At 63.4% G+C, this 23,714-nt stretch carries 23 protein-coding genes; 12 read left to right on the plus strand and 11 right to left on the minus strand.

What is annotated here, in order from left to right:
* The first annotated feature begins 31 nt into the window (after nt 1–31).
* The 6 genes from mfd (at nt 32) to AC0V2Y_RS07810 (ending at nt 7,223) form a co-directional block, all read left to right on the plus strand.
* Nucleotides 32–3,475 carry a transcription-repair coupling factor gene (mfd, locus tag AC0V2Y_RS07785; protein WP_475415149.1) on the plus strand — a complete coding sequence of 1,148 codons (3,444 nt, stop codon included), beginning with the start codon at nt 32–34 and terminating at the stop codon, nt 3,473–3,475.
* 55 nt (nt 3,476–3,530) lie between these two features.
* Complete coding sequence (gene serB, locus AC0V2Y_RS07790) at nt 3,531–4,373, plus strand: phosphoserine phosphatase SerB (RefSeq protein WP_475415175.1); 843 nt, start codon at nt 3,531–3,533, stop codon at nt 4,371–4,373.
* Between the two features lie 91 nt (nt 4,374–4,464).
* The gene (locus AC0V2Y_RS07795; RefSeq protein WP_475415148.1) at nt 4,465–5,193 is read left to right on the plus strand and encodes a hypothetical protein; all 729 of its coding nucleotides are present in this window, start codon (nt 4,465–4,467) and stop codon (nt 5,191–5,193) included.
* Entirely contained in the window at nt 5,190–6,116 is a 927-nt protein-coding gene (locus AC0V2Y_RS07800; RefSeq protein WP_475415147.1) for a TIGR04222 domain-containing membrane protein, read from the plus strand. The genes AC0V2Y_RS07795 and AC0V2Y_RS07800 overlap by 4 nt, the downstream gene beginning before the upstream one ends.
* Nucleotides 6,106–6,960 (plus strand): MbnB/TglH/ChrH family RiPP precursor modification enzyme, encoded by an 855-nt coding sequence (locus AC0V2Y_RS07805; protein ID WP_475415146.1) that lies wholly within the window; start codon nt 6,106–6,108, stop codon nt 6,958–6,960. Before AC0V2Y_RS07800 ends, AC0V2Y_RS07805 begins: the two co-directional genes overlap by 11 nt.
* On the plus strand, nt 6,957–7,223 hold the full coding sequence (locus AC0V2Y_RS07810) for a hypothetical protein (protein ID WP_475415145.1): 267 nt from the start codon (nt 6,957–6,959) through the stop codon (nt 7,221–7,223). Before AC0V2Y_RS07805 ends, AC0V2Y_RS07810 begins: the two co-directional genes overlap by 4 nt.
* Nucleotides 7,224–7,227: 4 nt before the next feature.
* On the opposite strand, the gene AC0V2Y_RS07815 is transcribed toward AC0V2Y_RS07810, so the two are convergent.
* The gene (locus AC0V2Y_RS07815; RefSeq protein WP_475415144.1) at nt 7,228–9,096 is read right to left on the minus strand and encodes a serine hydrolase domain-containing protein; all 1,869 of its coding nucleotides are present in this window, start codon (nt 9,094–9,096) and stop codon (nt 7,228–7,230) included.
* Between the two features lie 86 nt (nt 9,097–9,182).
* Between AC0V2Y_RS07815 and AC0V2Y_RS07820 the strand changes: the two genes are divergently transcribed.
* Nucleotides 9,183–9,545 carry a DUF4870 family protein gene (locus AC0V2Y_RS07820; protein ID WP_099410143.1) on the plus strand — a complete coding sequence of 121 codons (363 nt, stop codon included), beginning with the start codon at nt 9,183–9,185 and terminating at the stop codon, nt 9,543–9,545.
* Nucleotides 9,546–9,582: 37 nt separating this feature from the next.
* Here the strand turns inward: AC0V2Y_RS07820 and AC0V2Y_RS07825 are convergent, their stop codons facing one another.
* The 4 genes from AC0V2Y_RS07825 to phaC all read right to left on the minus strand — a co-directional run bounded on the left by AC0V2Y_RS07825 (nt 9,583) and on the right by phaC (nt 15,021).
* Nucleotides 9,583–10,749 carry a cystathionine beta-lyase gene (locus AC0V2Y_RS07825; RefSeq protein ID WP_475415143.1) on the minus strand — a complete coding sequence of 389 codons (1,167 nt, stop codon included), beginning with the start codon at nt 10,747–10,749 and terminating at the stop codon, nt 9,583–9,585.
* A 188-nt stretch (nt 10,750–10,937) separates the two neighbouring features.
* On the minus strand, nt 10,938–12,293 hold the full coding sequence (gene rimO, locus AC0V2Y_RS07830; protein ID WP_322427929.1) for a 30S ribosomal protein S12 methylthiotransferase RimO: 1,356 nt from the start codon (nt 12,291–12,293) through the stop codon (nt 10,938–10,940).
* Nucleotides 12,294–12,487: 194 nt separating this feature from the next.
* Nucleotides 12,488–13,051, minus strand: a complete 564-nt coding sequence (gene phaR, locus AC0V2Y_RS07835) for a polyhydroxyalkanoate synthesis repressor PhaR (protein WP_219116002.1) — start codon at nt 13,049–13,051, stop codon at nt 12,488–12,490.
* 224 nt (nt 13,052–13,275) lie between these two features.
* Complete coding sequence (gene phaC / locus AC0V2Y_RS07840) at nt 13,276–15,021, minus strand: class I poly(R)-hydroxyalkanoic acid synthase (protein WP_475415142.1); 1,746 nt, start codon at nt 15,019–15,021, stop codon at nt 13,276–13,278.
* Between the two features lie 218 nt (nt 15,022–15,239).
* Here phaC and AC0V2Y_RS07845 point away from each other — a divergent pair, with 218 nt between their 5' ends.
* A complete protein-coding gene (locus AC0V2Y_RS07845; protein ID WP_475415141.1) occupies nt 15,240–15,473 on the plus strand; it encodes a hypothetical protein in 234 nt (77 codons plus the stop codon).
* Between the two features lie 16 nt (nt 15,474–15,489).
* Here AC0V2Y_RS07845 and pgeF read toward each other — a convergent pair whose 3' ends face one another.
* A complete protein-coding gene (pgeF, locus tag AC0V2Y_RS07850; RefSeq protein ID WP_475415140.1) occupies nt 15,490–16,275 on the minus strand; it encodes a peptidoglycan editing factor PgeF in 786 nt (261 codons plus the stop codon).
* Nucleotides 16,275–17,300, minus strand: coding sequence for an RluA family pseudouridine synthase (locus AC0V2Y_RS07855; protein WP_475415139.1), 1,026 nt, complete (start codon nt 17,298–17,300; stop codon nt 16,275–16,277). The genes pgeF and AC0V2Y_RS07855 overlap by 1 nt, the downstream gene beginning before the upstream one ends.
* An 89-nt stretch (nt 17,301–17,389) precedes the next feature.
* On the opposite strand from AC0V2Y_RS07855, the gene AC0V2Y_RS07860 reads away from it, so the two are divergent.
* Complete coding sequence (locus tag AC0V2Y_RS07860; RefSeq protein ID WP_070220227.1) at nt 17,390–18,193, plus strand: outer membrane protein assembly factor BamD; 804 nt, start codon at nt 17,390–17,392, stop codon at nt 18,191–18,193.
* A gap of 95 nt (nt 18,194–18,288) precedes the next feature.
* Here AC0V2Y_RS07860 and yaaA read toward each other — a convergent pair whose 3' ends face one another.
* Complete coding sequence (yaaA, locus tag AC0V2Y_RS07865; protein WP_475415138.1) at nt 18,289–19,059, minus strand: peroxide stress protein YaaA; 771 nt, start codon at nt 19,057–19,059, stop codon at nt 18,289–18,291.
* Nucleotides 19,060–19,089: 30 nt separating this feature from the next.
* Between yaaA and AC0V2Y_RS07870 the strand changes: the two genes are divergently transcribed.
* The 3 genes from AC0V2Y_RS07870 (at nt 19,090) to AC0V2Y_RS07880 (ending at nt 21,931) form a co-directional block, all read left to right on the plus strand.
* Nucleotides 19,090–19,524 carry a putative toxin-antitoxin system toxin component, PIN family gene (locus tag AC0V2Y_RS07870; RefSeq protein WP_425254309.1) on the plus strand — a complete coding sequence of 145 codons (435 nt, stop codon included), beginning with the start codon at nt 19,090–19,092 and terminating at the stop codon, nt 19,522–19,524.
* Nucleotides 19,525–19,607: 83 nt separating this feature from the next.
* Nucleotides 19,608–20,786: a pyridoxal phosphate-dependent aminotransferase gene (locus tag AC0V2Y_RS07875; protein ID WP_475415137.1), complete on the plus strand. Its 1,179-nt coding sequence runs from the start codon at nt 19,608–19,610 to the stop codon at nt 20,784–20,786.
* 41 nt (nt 20,787–20,827) lie between these two features.
* Nucleotides 20,828–21,931, plus strand: a complete 1,104-nt coding sequence (locus AC0V2Y_RS07880) for an HD-GYP domain-containing protein (protein WP_475415136.1) — start codon at nt 20,828–20,830, stop codon at nt 21,929–21,931.
* A 42-nt stretch (nt 21,932–21,973) separates the two neighbouring features.
* On the opposite strand, the gene AC0V2Y_RS07885 is transcribed toward AC0V2Y_RS07880, so the two are convergent.
* The 3 genes from AC0V2Y_RS07885 to AC0V2Y_RS07895 form a co-directional block, all read right to left on the minus strand.
* Nucleotides 21,974–22,432, minus strand: a complete 459-nt coding sequence (locus tag AC0V2Y_RS07885) for a nuclear transport factor 2 family protein (protein WP_475415135.1) — start codon at nt 22,430–22,432, stop codon at nt 21,974–21,976.
* Between the two features lie 236 nt (nt 22,433–22,668).
* Nucleotides 22,669–23,319 carry a DUF2625 family protein gene (locus AC0V2Y_RS07890; protein ID WP_475415134.1) on the minus strand — a complete coding sequence of 217 codons (651 nt, stop codon included), beginning with the start codon at nt 23,317–23,319 and terminating at the stop codon, nt 22,669–22,671.
* 188 nt (nt 23,320–23,507) lie between these two features.
* Nucleotides 23,508–23,714: hypothetical protein (locus tag AC0V2Y_RS07895; protein ID WP_475418328.1), on the minus strand; the 207-nt coding region annotated here is incomplete at its 5' end.

The raw sequence follows: 23,714 nt of genomic DNA on the forward strand, positions 1-23,714 counted from the left end.
AACTGCCTCTGCCACTAGTGTCATCGCCTGCATGTCCTTAGACTTAACAAAAGCCCTCCCCAAGCCCGGCAACCGCTATGCGCTGCCCGCCCTGTATGGTTCATCCGACGCCTATGCCCTGGCGCTGGCCGCTTTGGCCTTGAAAGCGCGGGGCCAGATGCTGGCCGTGGTGGTGGCGCAGGCCAGCGACGGCCAGCGCCTGCTCGATGAAATCCCCTGGTTTGGCGGCAAGGAACTGCGCTGCCATCTGCTGCCGGACTGGGAAACCCTGCCCTACGACGCCTTTTCGCCGCACCAGGACCTGGTCTCCGAGCGCCTGGCCACCCTGCACGAAATCCAGACGCGCCAATGCGACGTACTGATCGTGCCGGCCACCACGGCGCTGGTGCGCCTGGCGCCGCCGTCGTTCCTGGCCGCCTACACCTTCTTCTTCAAGAAGGGCGAAAAGCTCGACGAGGCGCGACTGAAGTCGCAGCTGACACTGGCCGGCTACAACCATGTGTCGCAAGTGATGTCGCCCGGCGAATACTCGGTGCGCGGCGGCCTGCTCGACCTGTTCCCCATGGGGTCGGCCCTGCCCTACCGGCTGGACCTGTTCGGCGACACCATCGAAACCATCCGCACCTTCGACGCCGACACCCAGCGCTCGCTGTATCCCGTGCACGAAGTGCGGCTGCTGCCGGGGCGCGAATTTCCCATGGACGAAGCAGCGCGCACCACCTTCCGCAACCGCTGGCGCGAACAGTTCGAGGGCGACCCGTCGCGCTCCGTCGTCTACAAGGACATCAGCAGCGGGATCGCCTCGGCCGGCATCGAATACTATCTGCCCCTGTTCTTCGAACAGACGGCGACCCTGTTCGACTATCTGCCGCCCGACGCCTCGCTGGCCCTGGTGGGCGAGATCGACGCCGCCATCGGCCGCTTCTGGACGGACACGCAGTCGCGTTACCGCTTCCTGAAGGCGGACCGCGAGCGGCCGATCCTGCCGCCCGAAGCGCTGTTCCTGTCCGACGAGCAGTTCTTCGGCCTGGCCAAGCCGTATCCGCGCCTGGCGATCGCCAAATCGAACGATGCGCTGGCCTCCGAACTGTCGGCGCCGATTCCCAACATCGCCGTCAACCGCCGCGCCGACGACCCGCTGGCCAACCTGCGCAGCTACCTGCTGCAAGCGGGCCGCCGCGTGATGATCTGCGCCGAATCGAACGGCCGCCGCGAAACCCTGCAACAGTACTTCGCCGAATACGACCTGCACCTGACACCGGTGGAAGGCAGCGACGGCTTTTTGCAGTCCGACGCCAAGCTGATGCTGGGCGTGGCGCCGCTGCACGCGGGCTTCGAGCTGTTCACGCCGGAAGGAAATCTATCCTTCATCACCGAGACGGAGCTGTATGCCGGTTCCGGCCGCCGCGTCGGCACGAAGAAACAGGAAGGCGTGACGCAGGTCGAGTCGATGGTGCGCGACCTGTCCGAGCTGAAAATCGGCGACCCCGTGGTGCACATCAACCACGGCATCGGGCGCTACATGGGCCTGACCAGCATGGACCTGGGCGAAGGCGAGACGGAATTTTTGCACCTCGAGTACGCGAAGGACACCAAGCTGTACGTGCCGGTGTCGCAGCTGCATGTGATCTCGCGCTATTCGGGCGCCTCGCCGGAAGACGCGCCGCTGCATTCGCTGGGCTCGGGCCAGTGGGAAAAGGCAAAGAAGCGCGCCGCCGAACAGGTGCGCGACACGGCCGCCGAACTGCTCAACCTGTACGCGCGCCGCGCGCTGCGCCAGGGCCACTCGTTCGAATTCTCGTCGCACGACTACCAGCGCTTCGCCGACAGCTTCGGCTTCGACGAGACGCCGGACCAGGCCGAGGCCATCCACAACGTCATCAAGGACATGACGTCCGGTAAGCCGATGGACCGGCTCGTGTGCGGCGACGTCGGCTTCGGCAAGACGGAAGTGGCGCTGCGCGCCGCCTTCATCGCCGTCATGGGCGGCAAGCAGGTAGCGATACTGGCGCCCACCACCCTGCTGGCCGAGCAGCATGCGCAAACCTTCGCCGACCGTTTCGCCGACTGGCCCGTGCGCATCGCGGAACTGTCGCGCTTCCGCACCGGCAAGGAGATCACGCAGGCGTTCAAGGGCATGGCCGACGGCACCATCGACATCGTCATCGGCACGCACAAGCTGCTGTCGGACGACGTGAAATTCACGCGTCTGGGCCTCGTCATCATCGACGAGGAACACCGATTCGGCGTGCGCCAGAAGGAAGCCTTGAAAGCCTTGCGCGCGGAAGTGGACGTGCTGACCCTGACGGCCACGCCGATTCCGCGTACCCTGGGCATGGCGCTGGAAGGCTTGCGCGACTTTTCCATCATCGCCACGGCGCCGCAAAAGCGCCTGGCCATCAAGACTTTTGTCCGCAGCGAGGGAGAAGCCATCATCCGCGAAGCGTGCTTGCGCGAACTCAAACGCGGTGGCCAGATCTACTTCCTGCACAACGAGGTGGAAACCATCCAGAACCGCCTGGCCATGCTGACGGAACTGCTGCCCGAGGCGCGCATCGCCGTGGCGCACGGCCAGATGCACGAGCGCGACCTGGAAAAGGTCATGCGCGACTTCGTCGCCCAGCGCTTCAATATTCTGCTGTGCACGACCATCATCGAGACGGGCATCGACGTGCCGACGGCGAACACCATCATCATGCACCGCGCCGACAAGTTCGGCCTGGCGCAGCTGCACCAGCTGCGCGGCCGCGTGGGCCGCTCGCATCACCAGGCCTACGCCTACCTGCTGGTGCACGACGTGCAGGGCCTGACTAAACTGGCGCAGCGCCGTCTGGACGCCATCCAGCAGATGGAAGAACTGGGCAGCGGCTTTTACCTGGCCATGCACGACCTGGAAATCCGCGGCGCCGGCGAGGTGCTGGGCGAGAGCCAGTCGGGCGAGATGACGGAAATCGGCTTCCAGCTGTATTCGGACATGCTCAACGAAGCTGTGCGCTCGCTGAAGGCCGGCAAGGAGCCGGACCTGGCCGCACCGCTGGCCTCGACCACCGAGATCAACCTGCACGTGCCGGCCCTGCTGCCGGCCGACTTCTGCGGCGACGTGCACGAACGCCTGTCGATCTACAAGCGCCTGGCCAACTGCGCCACGCAAGAGAAGATCGACGATATCCAGGAAGAGCTGATCGACCGCTTCGGCAAGCTGCCCGACGCCGTCAAGGCCCTGGTCGAGACGCACCGATTGCGCATCGCGGCGAAAACCGTGGGCATCGTCAAGATCGACGTGCATGGCGAGGCGGCCACGCTGCAATTCATGGCCAAGCCGCCCATCGACCCGATGCGCATCATCGGCTTGATCCAGAAGAACCGCCATATCAAGCTGCATGGCCAGGACAAGCTGAAAATCACGGCCGCCATGCCCGACCTGGCCGCGCGCGTGACGCAGATCAAGACCACCATCAAGCAATTGACGGTGTAGATTATTCCCATCTTTTATGCAGGCCTGACCCATGACCAATACCAAGACCATCACCATGAATCTGATCCTGCAGGGTCTGGACGGCGATAGCGCCCGCCTCGAACGCATCGCCGCGCTGGCCGCGCCCACGTCCATCACGCGCCTCGGTCCGAACGCCGTGCGCTGCGAACAGATCGCCTATTCGCCCGCGCTGCGCCCCACCATCGAAGTGGCGGCCCAGGCGGCGCAGCTGGACGCCACCTACATGATGGGACAGCGCGAACTCAGTGAGTTCAAGCTGGTGGCGATGGACATGGATTCGACCCTGATCACCATCGAGTGCATCGATGAAATCGCCGACATGCAGGGCCTCAAACCGCAAGTGGCGGCCATCACGGAGGCAGCCATGCGCGGCGAACTCGATTTCGCGGCCAGCCTGAAGCAGCGCGTGGCCCTGCTCGAGGGCCTCGATGCGTCGGCCCTGCAGCGCGTCTACGACGAGCGCCTGAAACTGTCGCCGGGCGCCGAGAAGATGATGGCGGCCGTGCAGGCGGCCGGCCTGAAGACCCTGCTGGTCTCGGGCGGCTTTACCTTCTTCACCGAGCGCCTGAAACAGCGCCTCGGCCTCGACTACACGCACGCGAACGAACTGGAAATCGTCGACGGCAAGCTGACGGGCAAAGTGTTAGGCGGTATCGTCGACGCCGAGGAAAAGCAGCGCACGGTGGAGCGCGTGTGCGCCGAGATGGGGATTGCGCCATCGCAGGCCATCGTCATGGGCGACGGCGCCAACGACTTGAAAATGATGGGCATCGCCGGCCTGTCCGTGGCATTCCGCGCCAAGCCCGTGGTGCGCTCGCAGGCGGACGTGGCGCTGAACTTTGTGGGACTCGACGGCTTGCTCAACGTCTTGACCTGAGCCGGTGCCAGGCGGTGCGCGCACGGTTGCATAAGTTTGCTATATTGCAAACTTATGCTCATCCCGCCAGCCCACCGTGAAAGAACACCGCATGCCGCCACCGCTGCCAGAAGAAATACGACGCCACCTGGATGTGTTCGTCGCCGCCGCGCAAACGGCCTTCGGCGCCGACTTGGCCGCCGCCGTGCTGTTTGGCTCGGCCGCCGACGGCCAGTTGCGCGCCACGTCCGACGTCAACCTGCTGTTGCTGCTCAAGCGCTTTACGCCGCCGGCGGCCGATGCGCTGCGCGCTCCCTTGCGCCTGGCGCACGCCGCCATCGACTTGCAGGTGATGTTCCTGCTGGAGAGCGAATTGACGCAGGCCGCCGATGCCTTCGCCGTGAAATTCGCCGACATCATCGCGCGCCACCGCGTCTTGCTGGGCAATGATCCTTTCGCCAGCCTGCACACCAGCCGCGATGCCGTGCTGCGCCGGCTGCGGCAAGTGCTGCTGAACCAGCAGGTGCGCATGCGCGAACGCTATATGCTATTGAGCCTGAATGAAGAACAGCTGGCCGGCGCCATCGCCGACGCCGCCGGTCCCTTGCGCTCGGCCGCCGCCTCGCTGGCGCAGCTGGCGGGCAAGTCTGCGCTGTCCGGCAAGCAGGCGCTCGAAGCGTTTGTCGACCAGCTGGGCGAACCGTCGCTGCACGCAGCCCTGCAAGCCATGTCGGCGGCGCGCGAAACGGCGCGCCTGGCGCCCGGGCAAGCGCTGCCCGCCTTCACAAGCCTGATGACGATTACCGAACGCTTGCGCGAACACGCGGAGCAGATGCGTTGAACGGTCTCAATCCCTTTGACTGGAGCGGGCCGTGGTTCCTGCTGGCCTATCTGATCTTCGGCGCGCTCGTGTACTACGGCGTGCGCGAGCTGCTGATCCGCCAGGAAGTGCGCAATCCGCATGCCCAGCTGTCGCTCGCCGACGATCCCTACCGCATCGCCTTCTTGCGCGGCGGCGCGCTCGAAGCCGTGAAGATCGCCGCCATCGTGCTGGTCGACCGCGGCTTGCTGCGCGCCGATGGCCCGCTGCTGGAAACGGCCAGCGCCGACAGCCTGCGCTTCGCCAGCCACGACATCGAACGCGATGTGCTGCGGCTGTACCTGGGCCGCCAGGGCCATAGCAAGGAACTGGCCGTGCAGGCCGGGATGCTGCCATCGTGCCGCGCCTACCAGGAGACCTTGACGCAGCAGGAATTGCTGGTCGGCCCGCCGCTGCTGCGCCGGCGCGAACGCATCACCTGGGCCGCGCACTGGCTGCTGGTGACGGTGGCCGGCGTCAAGGCCGTCATCGCCATCAGCCGCCAGCACTACAACCTGCTGTTCCTGGCGCTGCTGCTGGCGATTTTTCTCCTCATGCTGCGCGGCTTACGCACCCAGGCGACCAGCTGGAGCGCGCAGCGGCTGCTGACCGACTTGCGCATGCTGTTTGGCCGCCTGAACATGCGCTCGGCGCGCCTGCAGGCGGGCAGCAGCAGCGCGGACATGGCACTGCTGGCCGCCATCTTCGGCATCGGCGCCCTGCCCTTGTCCGTGTACGCGTATGTCGCCGAGCTGTACCCGGCGCCCCGGCACAGTTCGGGCGGCGACTCCTCGTCCGGCGGCACGGGCGACTCGGGTGGCTCTTCATCGGGCGGCGACGGCGGCGGAGATGGCGGCGGCAGCGGCTGCGGCGGTTGCGGCGGTGGTGGCGGCTGTGGCAGTTAGCCAGGCAAGCGCGCGCGACCGCGTCGGCCTGGGCTGGCGGGGCGAACTGGCTGCCGGCATCCTGTCCCACCTGGCGCGGATCGACGTGCTGGAAGTGATCGCCGACGATTATTACCATGCCTCGCGCGCCGCCATCGCCGCCCTGCGCCGCCTGGCGCGCCAGGTGCCCGTCAGCCTGCACGGCGTCGGCATGGGACTGGCCTCGACGATACCCGCCGACCCGCGCCGCCTGCAGGCGATGGCGCGCCTGATGAAGGAGGTGCAGGCGGAATCGTGGTCCGAGCACCTGAGCTTTGTGCGCGCCGGCGGCATCGAAATCGGCCACCTGGCGGCGCCGCCGCGCACGCCGCACAGCGCCGCCGGCGCCATCGCCAATATCGCGCTGGCCACGCGCATCGTCGGCAGCGCGCCGCTGATGGAAAACATCGCCACTCTGGTGCAGCCGCCGGCCAGCACGCTGGACGAAGCCGGGTGGCTGGCGCAGATTATCCATGGCGCGCAAGTCCCGCTGCTGCTGGACCTGCACAACCTGTATGCGAACGCCGTCAATATTGGCGAGCAGCCGGAGCAAATGCTGCTGCGCCTGCCCCTGGACAGGGTGGGCGCCGTGCATCTGAGCGGCGGCCACTGGATAGCTGCGCCTGGCGGCGGCCAGCGCCTGCTGGATGACCATCTGCACGACGTGCCGCCCGACGTCTTTGACCTGTTGACCCAGCTGGCGCGCCATGCGCCGCAACCGTTGACGGTGATCGTCGAACGCGACGGCAATTACCCGTCGTTCGACCACGTGCTGGGCCAGCTGGAATTGGCGCGCGCGGCCTTGCGCGCGGGGCGCAACGCATGAGTTCCCCCGCACTGGAAACCTACCTTGCCAGGCTGTACACGGACGACGCCGTGCGTGACGCCTTCCTGCTGGAACCCCGCGCGCAAGCCTTGCTGCATGGCTTGTCGCAGCAGGAAGCGGAGGCGATGGCGGCGATGGACCGCGTCGGCCTGCAGATGGCGGCGGCCAGCTATCGCGCCAAGCGGGCCGGGCGCGCCGAACACGGCACCCGGACTACTCCGCTGCAACCCTGGTGGCGCCGGCTGCTGGCTGCCTGGATCTGACCGCCTACATCTGCCACAGCCGCAGCGGCAGCAAGCCCCACCAGGCCAGCACCAGCAGCAGTTGCAGGGCCGCCAGCAAGGCGACCCAATCCCATTTCGCCCACGAGCCCGCCTCGGCTAGCGTGCCGCGGCTGCGCCAGCAGCGGGCCAGGCCGAATGCCGTGGCCAGCGGCAGCGCGGCCGTCGCCACTGTCAGCAGCACGCTGGCCACGGTGACGTCGCCGAGGCGCAGATAGGACTGGAAATAAAAGAACGGCAGCGGCAAGAGCAGCGCCAGCAGCGACAGCAAGGGCGCGAACAGATGGTCGCCCCGCCCCAGCCTGCGCAGCGCGGCGCGCCAGACGCCCACCACGAGCACGTACAGCAAGCCGGCAGCCCCCAGGGCCAGGCTGCCCCACAGCACCAGCATGCGCAGCATCGACGCGCGCTCGTAGCTGCGCAAGCCGTCGCTGAGCACATGCTTGCCATCTTCCTGCATCAGCACATGCGACGCGGTGCTGCGGTCGCTGGCGCGGAACAGCAAGCCGCCCACCGGTTCCAGTTCCTTCGGTTCGCCCTGGAACGGGATCAGGAACAGCGATTCGCCATCCCATTTGAGGCGCGTAAAGCCGAAGACGGCATCGACCCAGGCCATGCTGGCCATGGCGCTGGGCGACGGCACGTAGACGCCCTGCCAGTTTTCCACCGTGGGCGCGGGCGTGCCCTGCGGGGCCGGCGCGCGCAGCGGCAGTTCCAGGTCGCGCAGCAGCAGGCGGTTGAAGCGCTCATAGTCGGCCCGCTCCGCATCCGTGTTGAAGGCCACGAAGAAGGCGCTGTCCTGCTCCGGATAGATGCACAGCATGGCGCGGAAACCCACGGCCGTACCAGGGTGGCAGGCACCCACCACATTGTGGCGGTCGCGCACGGCCAGCGCCAGGCCGTGGCCCGTCGTCAGGCCCGCCTGCGCCGCATCCGTGCCGGCCGGCTCCGACAAGGCGCCCATCAGGGCCAGGTCGATGAACTGCGTACCCTGCAGCTTGCCGTCGCCCATCAGGAACCGCGCCAGCTTGCCCATGTCGGCCGCCGTGGTGGTAAATTGCGCGGCCGGGCGCAGATACTGGGGCACGGCCGGCTGCGCCACGCCATGCTCGAAATAACCCATGGCCAGGCGCGGGTCCGCCTGCGGGCCTGTCTGGCTGACAAAAGCAAACGTGCTGTCCGCCATGCCCAGCGGCCGCAGCAGCTGCGCGTCGAGGTAGCGCTCATACGGCTGGCCCGTGACTCGCTCGATCACCATGCCCAGCAAGCCGTAGCCCATGTTCGAGTAAGCATAGCGGCTGCCGGGCCGGGAGCGCACGCGCAGCAGATTGCCGCCGCCGTCAAAAGCGGCGGCCAACGGCGTGTCCGGCGCCGGTTGCAGGCTGAAGGCCTGCCAGAAGCGCACGTTATCGAGGCCGGACGTATGTGCCAGCAGGTGGCGGATGCGCACGGGATCGCTGGCCAGCCACGGGTTTCTCAGCGCCAGATCGGGCAGCACCTGCCGCAGGGGCGTGTCAAGCGTGAGCTTGTCTTCGCTAATCAGGCGCAAGACGCCCAGCGCCAGTGCCACCTTGCCCACGGAGCCCACCTGCATGCGCGTATCCGCCTGCATGGGTACTTGCCTGGCGGCGTCGCGCAGGCCGGATGCGCCGACCTTGACTGTGCCATCGGGCAAGACTTCGCTCCAGACGGCGCCCGCCAGGCCCTCTTCCTTCAAGCCGGCCGCAAACTCCGCCTCGAGGGTGGCACCGGCGGCATGCGCCGCCGTGGCGCAGCACAGCAGCAAGGCCGGTGCGGCGCGCCGCAGCCATGACCTGGCGCGCGCGGCCAGGGTGGGATATTGATTTCGTTTCAACAATGTAATCCGCCTTTTTCCATGGACTGCGCTCCCGCGCCGCTTTGCTTGTTACAATTAAAAATTGCGCAACGACGGGAGCTTTCATGTCACAAGATATTATTTTGGATACCCAACTCCAGCAGACCAAAAACCTGGCCTGGTGGTTGTACCTGATACATGGCGCCAGCTTCGTGTTTTCGCTGGGCGCGTTTTCCTTCATTCCGCTCATCATCAATTATGTGAAGCGGGACGAGGCGGCCGGGACCTTCGTGTACAGCCATCACAGCTGGATGATCCGTTCCTTCTGGTGGTATGTGGCCTGGATCGTCGTCGGCGCCATCCTGTGGATCACGCTGATCGGCATTCCGCTGGCGCTCGTCGTGTGGGGCGTGGCCTGGCTGTGGAAGGCTTACCGCCTGCTGCGCGGCTTTCTCGACCTGAACAACAACAAGCCCGTGCCCATGTAAGGACTTGCGGGCAAGCCGTCGTGCTTGCCCACTGCCGCTACATCGCCGCGAACGCCCGTTCGATATCGGCGATCAGATCCTGCGGATCTTCCAGCCCCACGTTCAGGCGCACCAGCTGGCCCGGCAGCGGCCAGCCCTTGCGCATGGCGGCGATGCGGTACGGCATCACCAGGCTGTTCGCGCCGCCCCAGCTGTAGCCAATCTTGAACAACTGCAAGGCATCGACGAAACGGTCCGTCTGCGCCTCCGTGTAGCGGGCGTCGAACAGCACGGAAAACAGGCCGCCCGCGCCCGTGAAATCGCGCTGCCAGATGGCGTGGCCGGGGCAATCGGCGAAAGCCGGATGCAGCACCGTGGCGATCTCGCTCCTGCCCTTGAGCCAGGCGGCCACCGTGCGCGCGCCCCTGTCGTGGGCGTCGAAGCGCAGCTTCATCGTCGGCAAGCCGCGCAGCACCAGGTAGGCGTCGTCCGCCCCCACGCCCATGCCCAGACGCATGTGCGCCTGCGCGAGGCGGTCGTGCAGCGCCCGCTCGCGCGTGATCAGGGCGCCCATCAGCACGTCGGAACCGCCCGACTGGTATTTCGTCAGCGCCTGCATGATGATGTCCACGCCCAGGTCGAAGCCGCGCAGGGCCAGGCCCGCCGACCACGTATTGTCCAGGGCCACCAGCACGCCGCGCGCGTGGGCGGCCGCGCAGATGGCAGGCAAGTCCGGCACTTCCATCGTCACGGAACCTGGTGCTTCCGTCCAGATCAGCTTGGTATTTTCCTGGATCAAGGCCGCGATGCCTGCGCCGATGAGCGGATCGTAATAACGGGCCGTGATGCCGAAATCCTGCGCCAGCCAGCGTCCCAGTTCGCGGTTCGGGTTGTAGATATTTTCCGGCAATAACACATCGTCGCCCGTCTTCAGCAGCGCGAAGTCCGCCATGGCGATGGCCGCCAGCCCCGACGGCGCCAGCAGGCAGTGCGTACCCCCTTCGATCTCGGCCAGCCGCGCTTCCAGGGTGAACGTGGTGGGCGTGCCGTGCAAGCCGTAGGTATAGGCGTTCTTTTCTTTCCAGTCGCCCGAGCGCATGGCCGCCACGTCCTTGAACAGCACGGTCGAGGCGTGATGGATGGCGTTGGGAAACGCGGCAAAGCCTTGCGGCGCCTGGTAATCGCTGTGGATCAGCGCGGTTTGCGGAGATTTGGGTGTGGTCATGGCGTCGGAAAGTAAAAAAGGCGGCCCAGCATTTGCTGGTCCGCCTTGATTGTAAGGGCTTATGCCCTTGCCTGCCGTACGTATGACAGAGTGTTACACCTGCATAAAAAACGTTCAGGCCAAGGCGCGCTGCCGAAGACAGTACTTTACTGTACGGCAAGGCAGCGCAACGCAGGCATGGACGTTTTTTACTCGGCGGCGCCCCACAGGTCGTGCGCATCCGCTGATGTAATTGTGACGTCGACGAACTGGCCGACGGCCAGCTTGCGGTGCGGCTCGAACGGCGGCTTGACGTACACGACGCCGTCGATTTCCGGCGCGTCGGCGGACGAGCGGCCCACGCCGCCGGAACGGGTGACTTCATCGATCAGCACGCGTACGGTCTTGCCGACCTTGGCCTGCAGACGTTTCTTGGAAATTTCTTCCTGCAGCAGCATCACGCGGCCGCGGCGCTCTTCGCGCAGCTCTTCCGGCACAGGATTGGCGATGGCGTTGGCCGTCGCGCCTTCGACGGGCGAATACGCGAAGCAGCCGAGGCGGTCGATCTGCGCTTCCTTGAGGAAGTCGAGCAGGTATTCGAATTCTTCTTCCGTTTCGCCAGGGAAACCGGCGATGAAGGTCGAGCGGATGGTCAGGTCCGGGTTGATGGCGCGCCAGGCCTGGATGCGGTCGAGGTTTTTCTCGCCGCTGGCCGGGCGCTTCATGCGTTTCAATACGTCAGGATGCGCATGCTGCATCGGAATATCGAGGTATGGCAGGATGTGGCCGCCGCTCATCATCGGGATGATCTGGTCCACGTGCGGGTACGGGTATACATAGTGCAGGCGCACCCAGGCGCCGTAGGACTTGGCCAGTTCGCCCAGCGCTTCCGTCAGCTGCGTCATGTGGGTTTTCACGGGACGGCCATTCCAGAAGCCGGAGCGGAATTTCACGTCCACGCCGTAGGCCGAGGTGTCTTGCGAAATGACCAGCAATTCCTTGACGCCGGCCTTGAACAGGTTTTCCGCTTCGATCATCAGTTCGCCGATCGGGCGCGAGACGAGGTCGCCGCGCATCGACGGGATGATGCAGAAGCTACAACGGTGGTTGCAGCCTTCGGAAATTTTCAAATACGCATAGTGCTTCGGCGTCAGCTTGACGCCTTGCGGCGGCACCAGGTCGAGGAACGGCGCATGCGGTTTCGGCAGGTGAAAATGGACGGAATCCATCACTTCGGCCAGCGCGTGCGGCCCCGTGACGGACAGCACTTTCGGGTGCACCTTCATGATGATGTCGTCGCCGGCAGCATCTTTCTTGGCACCCAGGCAGCCGGTGACGATGACCTTGCCGTTTTCAGCCAGCGCTTCGCCGATGGCGTCCAGCGACTCTTGCACGGCAGCATCGATAAAACCGCAGGTATTGACGATCACCAGATCGGCGCCAGCGTAGGATTTCGCCGTTTCGTAGCCTTCGGCGCGCAGTTGGGTCAGGATTTGTTCGGAGTCGACCAGCGCTTTCGGGCAGCCGAGCGAGACAAAGCCCACTTTCGGCGCCGCACCTGGCATGGCCTGCATGGCCTCGGGCTGGGCGGAAGGAACGGGAATACGGTGAATTTCAGACATAGTTGGCAGCTAGTAAAATGGTGAGGCGAATCGGCTATTGTACCCCGAGCCGCCCCTTGCTGACAGAACTATGCTGTTTTGATGACGCCGATACAACTCCCGGACGATCAAATCGCCCGGTGAGCGTGTGGCATTGATTACTTTTTGTCGCTTGGAGGAACCGGCGGCACAAACGGGAAGGTGCCGAACAGATTCTTGCTCTGGCTCTGCATCTGTTCCTGCATCTGCACGAACAGACTCTTGCTCTGGTCGATGTAGTTGTTCATCATGCCTTGCATCATCGGGCCCTGGACATTCATGAACTGGGTCCACATTTCCGGGCTGAATGGCTTGCCTTCGAAACTGCCGGCCGACGTGCCCGTGAATTTGTGCTGGATATCGGTGAACGCTTGCACGTTCTTTTCCAGGTAGGATCCCATCATGCCCTGCATGGCGTGGCCATAGTAGCGGATGATCTGCGACAACACGCTGCTCGAGAACATGGGTGCGCCGTTCGCTTCCTCTTCCAAAATGATTTGCAGCAAGATGCTGCGCGTCAAATCTTCATTGGATTTGGCATCGACGACGGTAAACACTTCATTGTCCAACACCAGCTGCTTGACATCCGTCAAGGTGATGTAGGAACTGGTTTGCGTGTCGTACAGACGGCGGTTGGGATATTTTTTAATCAGGCGGTCTATACTTTTTTTTGCACTACTCATCACAAGTTCCACTTATTGCGCCGCAGCGCATACTGAGTTAATCCGAAAAAAAAGCGAACGTGGGTCCGCTTTCGCACCTGCCTACGTTTTCCATTATAGAGTGGAAAACGGCTCCATTGCACATCAGGGTAGTAGATTCCCGCATTTATTGCAACGCAACTAAAAGTAGATTCCTGACAAGACCGGTGATTACGCCGGTCTTGCCCGGCAAAACGCTTTGTGAATTAATCCGCCCTGACTTTAACATACCGCCCCGGCGCCGGCTCGATTGCCGCGTGGCGCTTGTTGCCCGGCTTGCCTGGCGCCTTCACCTGGGCGCCGCCGTGTTCGGCCAGGAAGGCCGCCCATTCGGGCCACCAGCTGCCCACGTGCTCGGTCGCGCCTTCCATCCATTGCTCGGCACTCAAGGGCTTGGCTTTCGCCGTGCGCGCGCCTTTGCCTGCGTCGTTGCTCCAGTAACTGCGCTTTTTCTTCGAGGCCGGGTTGATCACGCCGGCGATATGCCCCGAGGCACCGAGGATAAAACGGTTGGCTTTCGGCTTTTTCGGGTTCAGCAGGGCCGTGCTGGCGTAGGCCGCGCCCCAGGGCACGATATGGTCTTCGCGCGAACCGTAGATGAAAGCGGGTGCGTCAATGCTGCTCAGGTCGACTTTTTCACCGGCCACCGTCAGCTTGCCCGGCACCTTCAGGCTGTTTTCCAGGTAGGTGTTGCGCAGATACCAGCAAAACATGGGGCCCGGCAAGCCCGTGCCGTCGCCATTCCAGTACAGCAAGTCGAACGCGGGCGGTTCCTTGCCCTTCAGGTAATTCGACTGCACATAGTTCCACACGAGGTCGTTCGGACGCAGGCTCGAGAAAGTGCTGCCCAGGTCGCGGCCCGACATCAGGCCGCCCTTGGCCAGCGTCTGTTCGCGCAGCGCCACTTGCGGCTCGTCGATAAAGACGTCGAGCGCGCCCGTGTCGCAGAAATCGAGGAAGGTGGTCAGCAGGGTCAGGCTGGCGGCCGGATTCTCGCCCCGTGCCTTGAGCACGGCCAGCGCCGTCGAGACGATGGTGCCGCCCACGCAAAAGCCGAACATATTCAGCTTGTCCTGGCCGGAAATGTCCTGCGTGACCCGAATGGCTTCGATCACGCCTTGCTCGACATAATCGTCCCACGTCAGGTGCTGCATGCTCATGTCCGGATTGCGCCAGGACATGAGGAATACGGTATTGCCCTGCTCCACCGCATAGCGCACGAGCGAGTTTTCTGGCTGCAAGTCAAGGATATAGAATTTATTGATGCACGGCGGCACCATCAGCAGGGGCCGCTGGTGTACCGTGGGGGTGCTTGGCGTGTACTGGATCAGCTGGAACAAGGCATTTTCAAACACCACCGTGCCCGGCGTGGTGGCCACGTTGCGGCCCACTTCGAAGGCTGATTCGTCCGACTGCGAAATGCGGCCCTTCTGCATGTCGGCCAGCATGTTCGTCAAACCCTTGGCCAGGCTTTCGCCCTTGGTCTCGATCAGGGTTTGCTGGGCATCGGGATTGGTGGCCAAAAAGTTGGCGGGCGACATGGCATCGACGATTTGCTGTACCGCAAAGGCAATCTTTTGCTTCTGGTGCGGCGTCGCTTCCACGGCATCGGCCATGGCGCTGAGAAATTCGGCATTGAGCAGATAGGCGGCCGCGTTGAAGGCCGACAGGGGGCTGGCGTGCCAGGCGGGCGCGGCGAAGCGGCGGTCTTTCAGCTCCGGCGCCTTGCCAGCCATAAAGTCAGCCCACAAGCCCGTCAGCTTGGCCACGTAGGCATTTTTCAGTTGCTCGATCGCTTCCGGCTTGATGCTGACGCCCGCATCCTGCAAAATGCCGGCAATCGGATTGCCCTGGGGCTGCGGTACCATGTTGAACCACGTCTTCCACTGCTCAGGATTGCTGATCTGCGCCATCCATTCCTTGGTCATCATTTGAGGATCGGGCATGTTCATAGATATATGTAAGTCCATTCAAGATTGAGGGACGCCGAACAAAACCTACTGCGCGTCGGTATAGGCGGCCTGCGATGCTCACCGTACTAGAGTACGGTTGCGCTTCTTAGCCACCTCTCCCTTCCGCTCGCTACGGTTTTGTTAGGCGCCGAAACGTAGTCGAAAAATAAATATTTTTGGATCATCTGCATGCAAACTCTTACCCACTGCCACTACTCATGATGCTCATGACCGCTGTTGCCTGGATCTATGTCGTCGGCCTCATGGCGCTGACGGAAGCGTCCATCGTCGCCGGGGTGATGACCTTCGTGCTGTACTGCGTCATCCCGCTGTCCATCCTATTCTATCTGACGGGCTCGCGGCGACGCAAACGCAAGGCTGAGCGCGTCGCTGAACTGAACGCCCGCGCGCTCGCCTCAGCAGACGATAAAACAAAAACGGCAGACACATAAGTGCCTGCCGTGCAGATTATTTGCGCCAGATCAAACTGGCCTGTCTTCCCGTGACGCCATCGCGCCGGTACGAGTAAAACTGCGCCGCATCGCTGACGGTGCAATATTCCCCACCCGCCACTTGCGCCACGCCATCGCGCAACAGCATGGTGCGCGCCAGCGCATAGATGTCGGCCAGATACTTGCCCGGCTTGCCGGCGATGGCGGCGAATGCATCCGACAACACTTGCCGTTCAGCATCGTCGCGCGCGCCGTCGCGGAACGCCTGCAGCACATCCTGCCCCACTTCAAATTGCTGCGGACCAATGGCCGGCCCCAGCCAGGCGAGGATCTCCGTCGCGCCCTGCGCGCGCATGCTGTCCACCGTGCGCTGCAAGACGCCGTTGGCCAGGCCGCGCCAGCCCGCGTGGGCCGCGCCGACGACCAGGCCATCGCTTGAGCTGAACAGCACGGGCAGGCAATCGGCCGTCATCACCACGCACACGGCGCCCGCCTGCGTGGCGATGCTGGCGTCGGCATCGGGCACGCAAGCGCCCAGCGTAACGGCATCGGCGACGGCCACGCCATGCACCTGCGACAGCCAGGCCGGCTCGGCCGGCAAGACTGCCGCCAGCCGCGCCCGGTTGGCGGCCACGTGGTCAGGATCGTCGCCCACGTGCGTGCCCAGGTTCAAGCCGCCGCCGCCCTGCCCGTCACCATATGGCCCCTGGCTGACGCCGCCCGCGCGCACGGTCGCCAGCGCGCCCACATTCGCGGGCAAGCCGGGCCAATGGGGAAGAATGCCAGGCAACGGTGACGTCATCAGACCTGTTCCGGCTCGGGAATGCCGGCCGTGGCGATCAGTTGCGCGAAATCATCGGCCAGCGGCACGATCCATTCGCACGCTTCCAGGGTGCCCGGATGCACGAGGCCCAGGCGGCGCGCCTGCAGCGCCTGGCGCGAGAAGACGGACACCAGGTGCTGCTTGCCGTACACGTAGTCGCCGACCAGCGCAAAGCCCAGATGCTGCATGTGCACGCGGATCTGGTGCGTGCGGCCTGTTTCCAGGCGGCATTGCATCAGGCTGACGGGACGGCGGTCGAGTTCACCGCTGCCGATCAATTCATAGTGCGTGATGGCGGGCTTGGCGGTGAAATTCTCCGACACGGCCATCTTGACCCGGTCGCGCGGGTGACGCGCGATGGACGCATCGATGGTGCCCGCCATTTTCGGCGTGCCCCACACGAGCGCGAAGTACTCGCGCTTGACGGTGCGCGCCTGCAGCTGGCGCACGAGGTCCGTTTGCGAAGCGAGGGTCTTGCCGACCACCATCAGGCCGCTCGTATCCTTGTCCAGGCGGTGCACGATGCCGGCACGCGGCACGCCGGCCAGTTGCGGGCAGTGGTGCAGCAAGCCGTTGAGCAAGGTGCCCGACCAGTTGCCGGGGCCCGGATGCACGACCAGTCCGGCCGGTTTGTTGATGACGATGATATGCTCATCTTCGTGCACGATGTTCAATTCCATCGCTTCCGGCTTAAAAGCCTCGTCTTCCGGCGCGCTTTGCGGCAGAATGACGATCTTCTCGTCGCCATAGGCGGTCATGTTGCGTTTGGCAACTTTTCCATCGACGGTCACGAAACCGGCTTCCAGCCACAATTGCAGGCGGCTGCGCGAGTATTGCGGCACCAGCTGGGCGATGACTTTATCGAGGCGGTGGCCGCAGGCGTCCGGCGTCAGTTCCAATGTAATCGGGGCCATTTCCTCGAAGACGTCGTCGGCGGCAAAATCGCCGTCAAACGCCTCTTCGGCAGCATGGTAAGAAAGGGAGTCAAACGCGGGGTCAGCCAAATTAGGCTTCGGAGTTAATATCACAGCATTCCCATCGGCTATAATCAGCCTATTGTAAAATCTTGGTTAAAACCTTCTTGCAAAACGTCATGCAAAAAAAATTATCGTTGGTAGTCGCTTCAGTCGTTCTGCTCGGCATGTCCGCTTGCAGCTTGTTGCCTGAAAAAGTGGATGAGACCAAAAACTGGTCCGTTACGAAATTATACTCGGAGGCGCGTGAAGAAATGGCCGGGCAGCACTATGAAGCTGCAATCGGCCTGTTCCAGAAGCTGGAGGCTAACTATCCTTTCGGCAACTATGCTCTGCAAGCGCAGATGGAGATCGCTTACGCGTATTATAAGTCGGGAGACCAGGCTCAGGCACTGGCCGCCGTCGAACGCTTCATCAAGTTGCATCCGAACCACGCCAATGTGGACTATATGTACTACCTGCGGGGCCTGATCAGCTTTAACGACCAGATCAGCTTCCTGAACTTCCTGTACGAGCAAGACCCGACCGAGCGCGACCCGAAAGCCACGCGCGAAGCGTTTGCCGCCTTCAAGCAACTGGTCGACAAGTTTCCAAATAGCAAATATGCGCCCGATTCGCTGGCCCGCATGAACTATTTGATCGATGCCATGGCGAAATATGAAGTCCACGTGGCGCGCTATTACTACCGCCGCGGCGCCTACCTGGCCGCCGCCAACCGCGCGCAAACGACGGTCAAGGACTTTGCCGCCTCGCCGGCCATCGAAGAAGCGCTGTTCATCATGTACCGCTCGTACGACAAGCTGGGCTTGACCGACCTGCGCGACGATACCTTGCGCGTGCTGACCAAGAACTACCCGAACACGGCATTCCTCAGCCCGGAAGGGGTGAACAAGGAACGCAAGTGGTGGAAATTCTGGCAGTAAAATGAAAAAACCGGAGCTTGCTCCGGTTTTTTCTTGACCCAACAACAGAATCCGGGGTCAGACCCGTCGGGTCTGACCCCAGCCGTCCGCTGCATTCAGTTGCCAATTTTACGTCGAAACACCCAGCTAGCATCATTCGACGCTTCCGGCACGAAGCCATAGCCATCGACGTCGAACTGCTTGAGCTGCTGCGGATCGCGGATCTGGTTGACGGCCGCATAGCGGGCCAGCATGCCGCGCGCGCGCTTGGCGTAGAACGAGATGATTTTATATTTGCCGTTCTTCCAGTCCTCGAACACGGGCGCGATGACGGGCACGTCCAGCTGGCGCGGCTTGACGGATTTGAAATATTCTTCGGAAGCAAGATTGACCAGCACTTGCGCGCCCTGCTCCTTCGCCGCGCGGTTCAGGCCGTTGGTGATGGTGTCGCCCCAGAACGCATATAAATCCTTGCCGCGCGCGGTCGTCAGGCGCGTGCCCATTTCCAGGCGGTGCGGGTGGATCAGGTCCAGCGGGCGCAGCAAGCCGTACAAGCCCGACAGGATGCGCACGCGCGACTGGGCATAGTCGAGCTGGGCCGGCTGCAGGCTGCGCGCCTCGAAACTGGCATATACGTCGCCGTTGAAGGCCATGATGGCCTGGCGCGCTTCCGCCAGCTGCGGCGTCCAGGATGCATAGCGGGCCACGTTGAGGGCCGACAAGGCATCGGAAATGCCCATCAGGCTGCCCACTTCGGCGGGCGAGAACTGGCGCATGCGCTCGATGAGCTGGGCAGAATGGTCGAGAAAATCGGGGGTGCTGTGCAACGTGGTCGTTGGCGGCGTCTCCAGGTCGAGACTCTTGGCGGGCGAAAGCACGATCAACATAAATTATCACTACAGAATAGAATTGCCGACATGATACCTGCTCCACAAAAACTCGTCCTCGACACCAACGTTTGCCTCGACCTGTTCGTCTTCAACGACCCGCGCTGGGCGGGCCTGCTGGCGGCCATGGAAAGCGGCGCCGTGCACGCCATCACGCGCGAAGATTGCCGCGCGGAATATCTTGTCGTATTGCATTATAAACATCTGCCCCTCGACGAAGCCAGCCGCGCCATTGCCGCCGCCCGCTTCGATGCCCACATCAGCGTCGTGGCGCCGCCCGTGTCTGGCGTGCGCCTGCCCGTCTGCACGGACAAGGATGACCAGAAATTCCTCGAACTGGCGCGCGACGCCAACGCCGATATCCTCATCACCAAAGACAAGGCCCTGCTGAAACTGGCCCGCAAGACGGCCAAGGCCGGCATGTTCAAGATCATGGTGCCGGAAGGCTGGGCATTGCCGGGCTGAGTCGCCAAAGCCCCGCACGCGACGGGGCGCGCTGCGCTAGAATGGGAAACGATTCCACTTTCCGCACCGCGACCCTACCGTTCATGAACAGCCCGTCCCTGCCCCACCTGACTCCCACCCTGGCCACCCGCCTGCCCGCTGTCGGCACCACCGTGTTTACCCGCATGTCCAGCCTGGCGGCCCAGCATGGCGCCGTCAACCTGGGCCAGGGCTTTCCCGATTTCGATTGCGACCCGGCACTGGTCGAGCTGGTCGGCGACGCCATGCGCGCCGGCCACAACCAGTATCCGATGATGACGGGCGCCGCCCCTCTGCGCGAAGCCATCGCCGCGAAGATCGCCAGCCTGTACGGCCACACCTACGACGCGGGCACGGAAATCACCGTCACGGCCGGCGCCACGCAGGCGCTGACGACGGCGATTTTGTGCTGCGTGCACCCGGGCGACGAAGTCATCGTCATCGAACCGGCCTACGACAGCTATTTGCCCGCCATCGCGCTGGCCGGCGGCGTGCCCGTGCTGGTGGCCATGCAAGTGGGTGAACGGGGTTACAGCGTGCCGTGGGACAAGCTCGCCGCCGCCGTCAGCCCCAAGACGCGTTTGATCATCATCAATACGCCGCATAACCCGACGGGCACGATTTTGCGCCCGGCCGACGTGGCGGCCCTGGCCGACATCGTGCGCGGCACGCAAATCCTGATTTTATCGGATGAAGTCTACGAGCACATGGTGTACGACGGCGTGCCGCACGCCTCGCTCTCGCGCAACCCTGAACTGGCGGCGCGCAGCTTCATCGTGTCCAGCTTCGGCAAGACGTATCACGTGACGGGCTGGAAGGTCGGCTATGTGGCGGCACCAATGGCCCTGACGGCGGAATTTCGCAAGGTGCACCAGTACAACGTGTTTACCGTCAATACGCCCATGCAGCACGGTATCGCCGGCTACATGGCCGACCCGCAGCCCTATCTGGACTTGCCCGCGTTTTACCAGCGCAAGCGCGATTTGTTCCGCGACGGCCTGGCGGGCAGCCGCTTTACCCTGCTGCCGGCCGACGGCACGTATTTCCAGTGCGTGCGTTACGATGCCATTTCGCAAGAGACTGAAGCGCAGTTCGCCGAATGGCTGACGGCGGAAATCAAGGTGGCCGCCATTCCCGTCTCCGCTTTTTATGCGCAGGGCAAGGAGTCGGGCATCGTGCGCTTCTGCTTTGCCAAACAGGACGAGACCTTGCGCCTGGCGCTGGAGCGCCTGCGCAGCATTTAACGACAGAACTTCTCCGCCCCGGCGGAGCAAAGGATGACAGCATGGTACAGCGTCGCATCGGCCCGGCCGACCTGGTTCCCGGCGAACCCCTGCCCTGGGATCTGTTTCTGGCTGACCATAGTGCCGGCCCGCAACTGCGCAAGGGGCAGATCATCACGGACGGCGCGCAGCTGGGGCGGCTGATGCAGCTGGGCCTGTATGTGGGCACGCCGGACCAGCCCTCCGTCTTGCGCCTGCTCAATGAAGCGGCGCAGCGCCTGGAGCGGCTGCTGCTGGACATGCGCAGCGAAAGCAATGCCGAGCGCGACGTGCGCGACATCGCCCGCGAACTGCTGCGCGCGCTCGAACACGACGCCGACATCGCCCTGGCCAGCATCCTGCTGAACCAGATCGCCGGCAGCTACGCCGTGCGCCACTGCATCGAAACGGCGCTGCTGGCCATGCTGGTGGGCCGCAGCATGCATAAGTCCCACGATGAACTGTTATTGATCGGCGCGGCCGCGCTGACGATGAACGTGGGCATGCTGCGCCACCACGACAGTTTCCAGGACCGGCGCGGCCCCCTGAACGACGAGGAAATGCGCATCGTGCGCCTGCATCCGCAGGAAAGCACGGAATTGCTGCGCTGCGCCGGCGTCGACGACGAGGAATGGCTCAGTTGCGTGCTGCTGCACCATGAAAACGACGACGGCAGCGGCTACCCGCAGGGGCGCACGGCCGATGAAATCCTGCAAAACGCCAAGCTGATCGGCCTGGCCGACCGCTATTGCGCCCGCGTTTCGGCGCGCAACTACCGCCGCTCCATCGTGCCCGACCAGGCGCTGCAGCACATCTTCCTCGACCAGAACCTGCCCATCGACCCGCTGCTGGGAGAGCAGTTCGTCAATTTGCTGGGCAAATACCCGCCCGGCACCCTGGTCCGCCTGCGCAGCGGCGAACTGGGCGTTGTCACGCAGCGGGGCGCCGCCCTGGTCCACCCGCTCAGCGACCCGCTGGGCGCGCCGCTGGCCGCCGCCGAACTATCGCAGATGGCGCCGCGCGACACGGGCGACAGCCAGTTCGCCATCGTCTCGTCGCTGCATGAAGACGATGCCGGCTTGCACTTCAGCATGCGGCATGTGTGGGGCGATGAGGCACGGCTCTAACCTGGCTGGATGACGCCGGGGCCAGCACCACACAGTGTTATTTCACGGTTTCGGCGGACGGATGCCCGTGTACTGAGCGCTGACGAGCAGCCATTGCTTGTCGACAAGCCGGGCGACATAGCCGGCGCGCATGGCGAAGGTGCGGGCCGCCCCTTCCTGATTGAGCCGGTAGGACAGCCGGGCCGAGATGAGCGCCGTATCGCCAAAGAGGCGCACCGCCGGTTCATCGACCTGGACTTGAGGACCCGGCCGCTTCTGCTCCGGCGCATAGAAGGACAGCATCTTTTCACGCCCGTCCACCTCGCCGACGGGCGATATTTCCACATAATTCTCAGCCGTGACGGCTTTCAATGTGGCTTGATCGAAGCTGCTCTGGGCCTGCGCATGGCGCTGCACCAAAGCGACCAGTTCGGCGTCGGCGGGCGCCGCCTGCGCGCCACCGATCGCGCCCAAGGTGCCAAGCAGGCAGGTGGAAAGAATATATGACAGGGTCAATTTCATGCGTATGTCATCCTGGTCGAAGTCATGGAGAAGCGTCCGTCGATGACTGCGCTATCGTCAGCATCGAACACCCGCTTGCGGGCCTCGCATCACGAGAAAGCCCACTGTATGCTATCCCCTTGCCCATTTCTGTAGCATGCCATTGCGACAAACCGCTTGATTGCTGGATTGAAATGCCATTCCACCGCCTCGGGATGCGCATGACGATGCTTTCAGATATGCCCGCAAGCCCTGCCTCAGCGCGCGTCGGGCAACTTCTGTTGCAGATCAACGTTGAGTGCCCACTGCTCTTGCACAGGAATGGCGCGCCGCGAACTGGTCTTGAGGGAACCCTCTTGCGTCCACAGGAATGGATAAAAATTCAGGCAGAGCTCACCGGACAAGGGCAATTCGTCGAAGCCGTCCGCGTCGCCAGGCTGTCGCCCGTAAAACTGCCGCAGCTGGCTGGTAAAGGCCCATTGAACAAACGTCGTGAAGCCGATCTCCAGCGCTTCCCACGCCAGCGTCTCGGGAGCCAGGTAATACAGATTGCCCTGGTCGTCCCCGAGTGCGCCGCCGTTGATGGCAAAAAATCCGCCCAGCACGTCGTCGGCGACCAGCAGAAAACCGTCGGCCTTTCCTTCGTTCCACGTAGCAATATCCCGGTCCAGCCCGGCATGTCCCGATCCCAGTATGCGCAGCCAGCCGTCATCCACCAGGATGCCTCCCGTTTCATAGGCAATCGCCCCCAGGGGAGAACGCGTGGTGACCTGCAGGCTCAGCAGCACATCCTCCCTGGCGGCCGAGGGTGGCAGCAACTCCACCGGCAAGTCGGCCTCGCTGGCCCATTGCCTGATCAGCGGAAATGCCGGATCTTCACTATCGAGTAATTCATTCAATGTACGCATGTAATCTGACCTTATCGATGAGCGCTCGCGGCAGCCCGGGAGCGCAAGGGCGCGGCAAGAATTGCCGCTTCGGCGCTATTGTTTTTCGCACACCGCCGGCCATCCCACGGGCATTTCCGGCATTTGCCGGCCGCGAAGACATGCCCACAGCCGCAACCTTCGGAACTGCTGATGCCAGAGCAATCTGACTATCTCACAAGATTGCTATTCATCACTATTTCCCTTATTTTTATTTCAAAATAGTAATGCAGCGCGCTATCTTCGCTGAACTGATTTTCCAGGACGACAACATCAACATCTTTTTCAGGAAAATATACCTTGATCGATGCAAATCCCAATCCTTTCCCAGAGTGCCCGATGTATTTAACGGGTGTTTTATCGCTCACATACACACC

It is taken from the genome of Janthinobacterium sp. BHSEK (assembly GCF_056174685.1).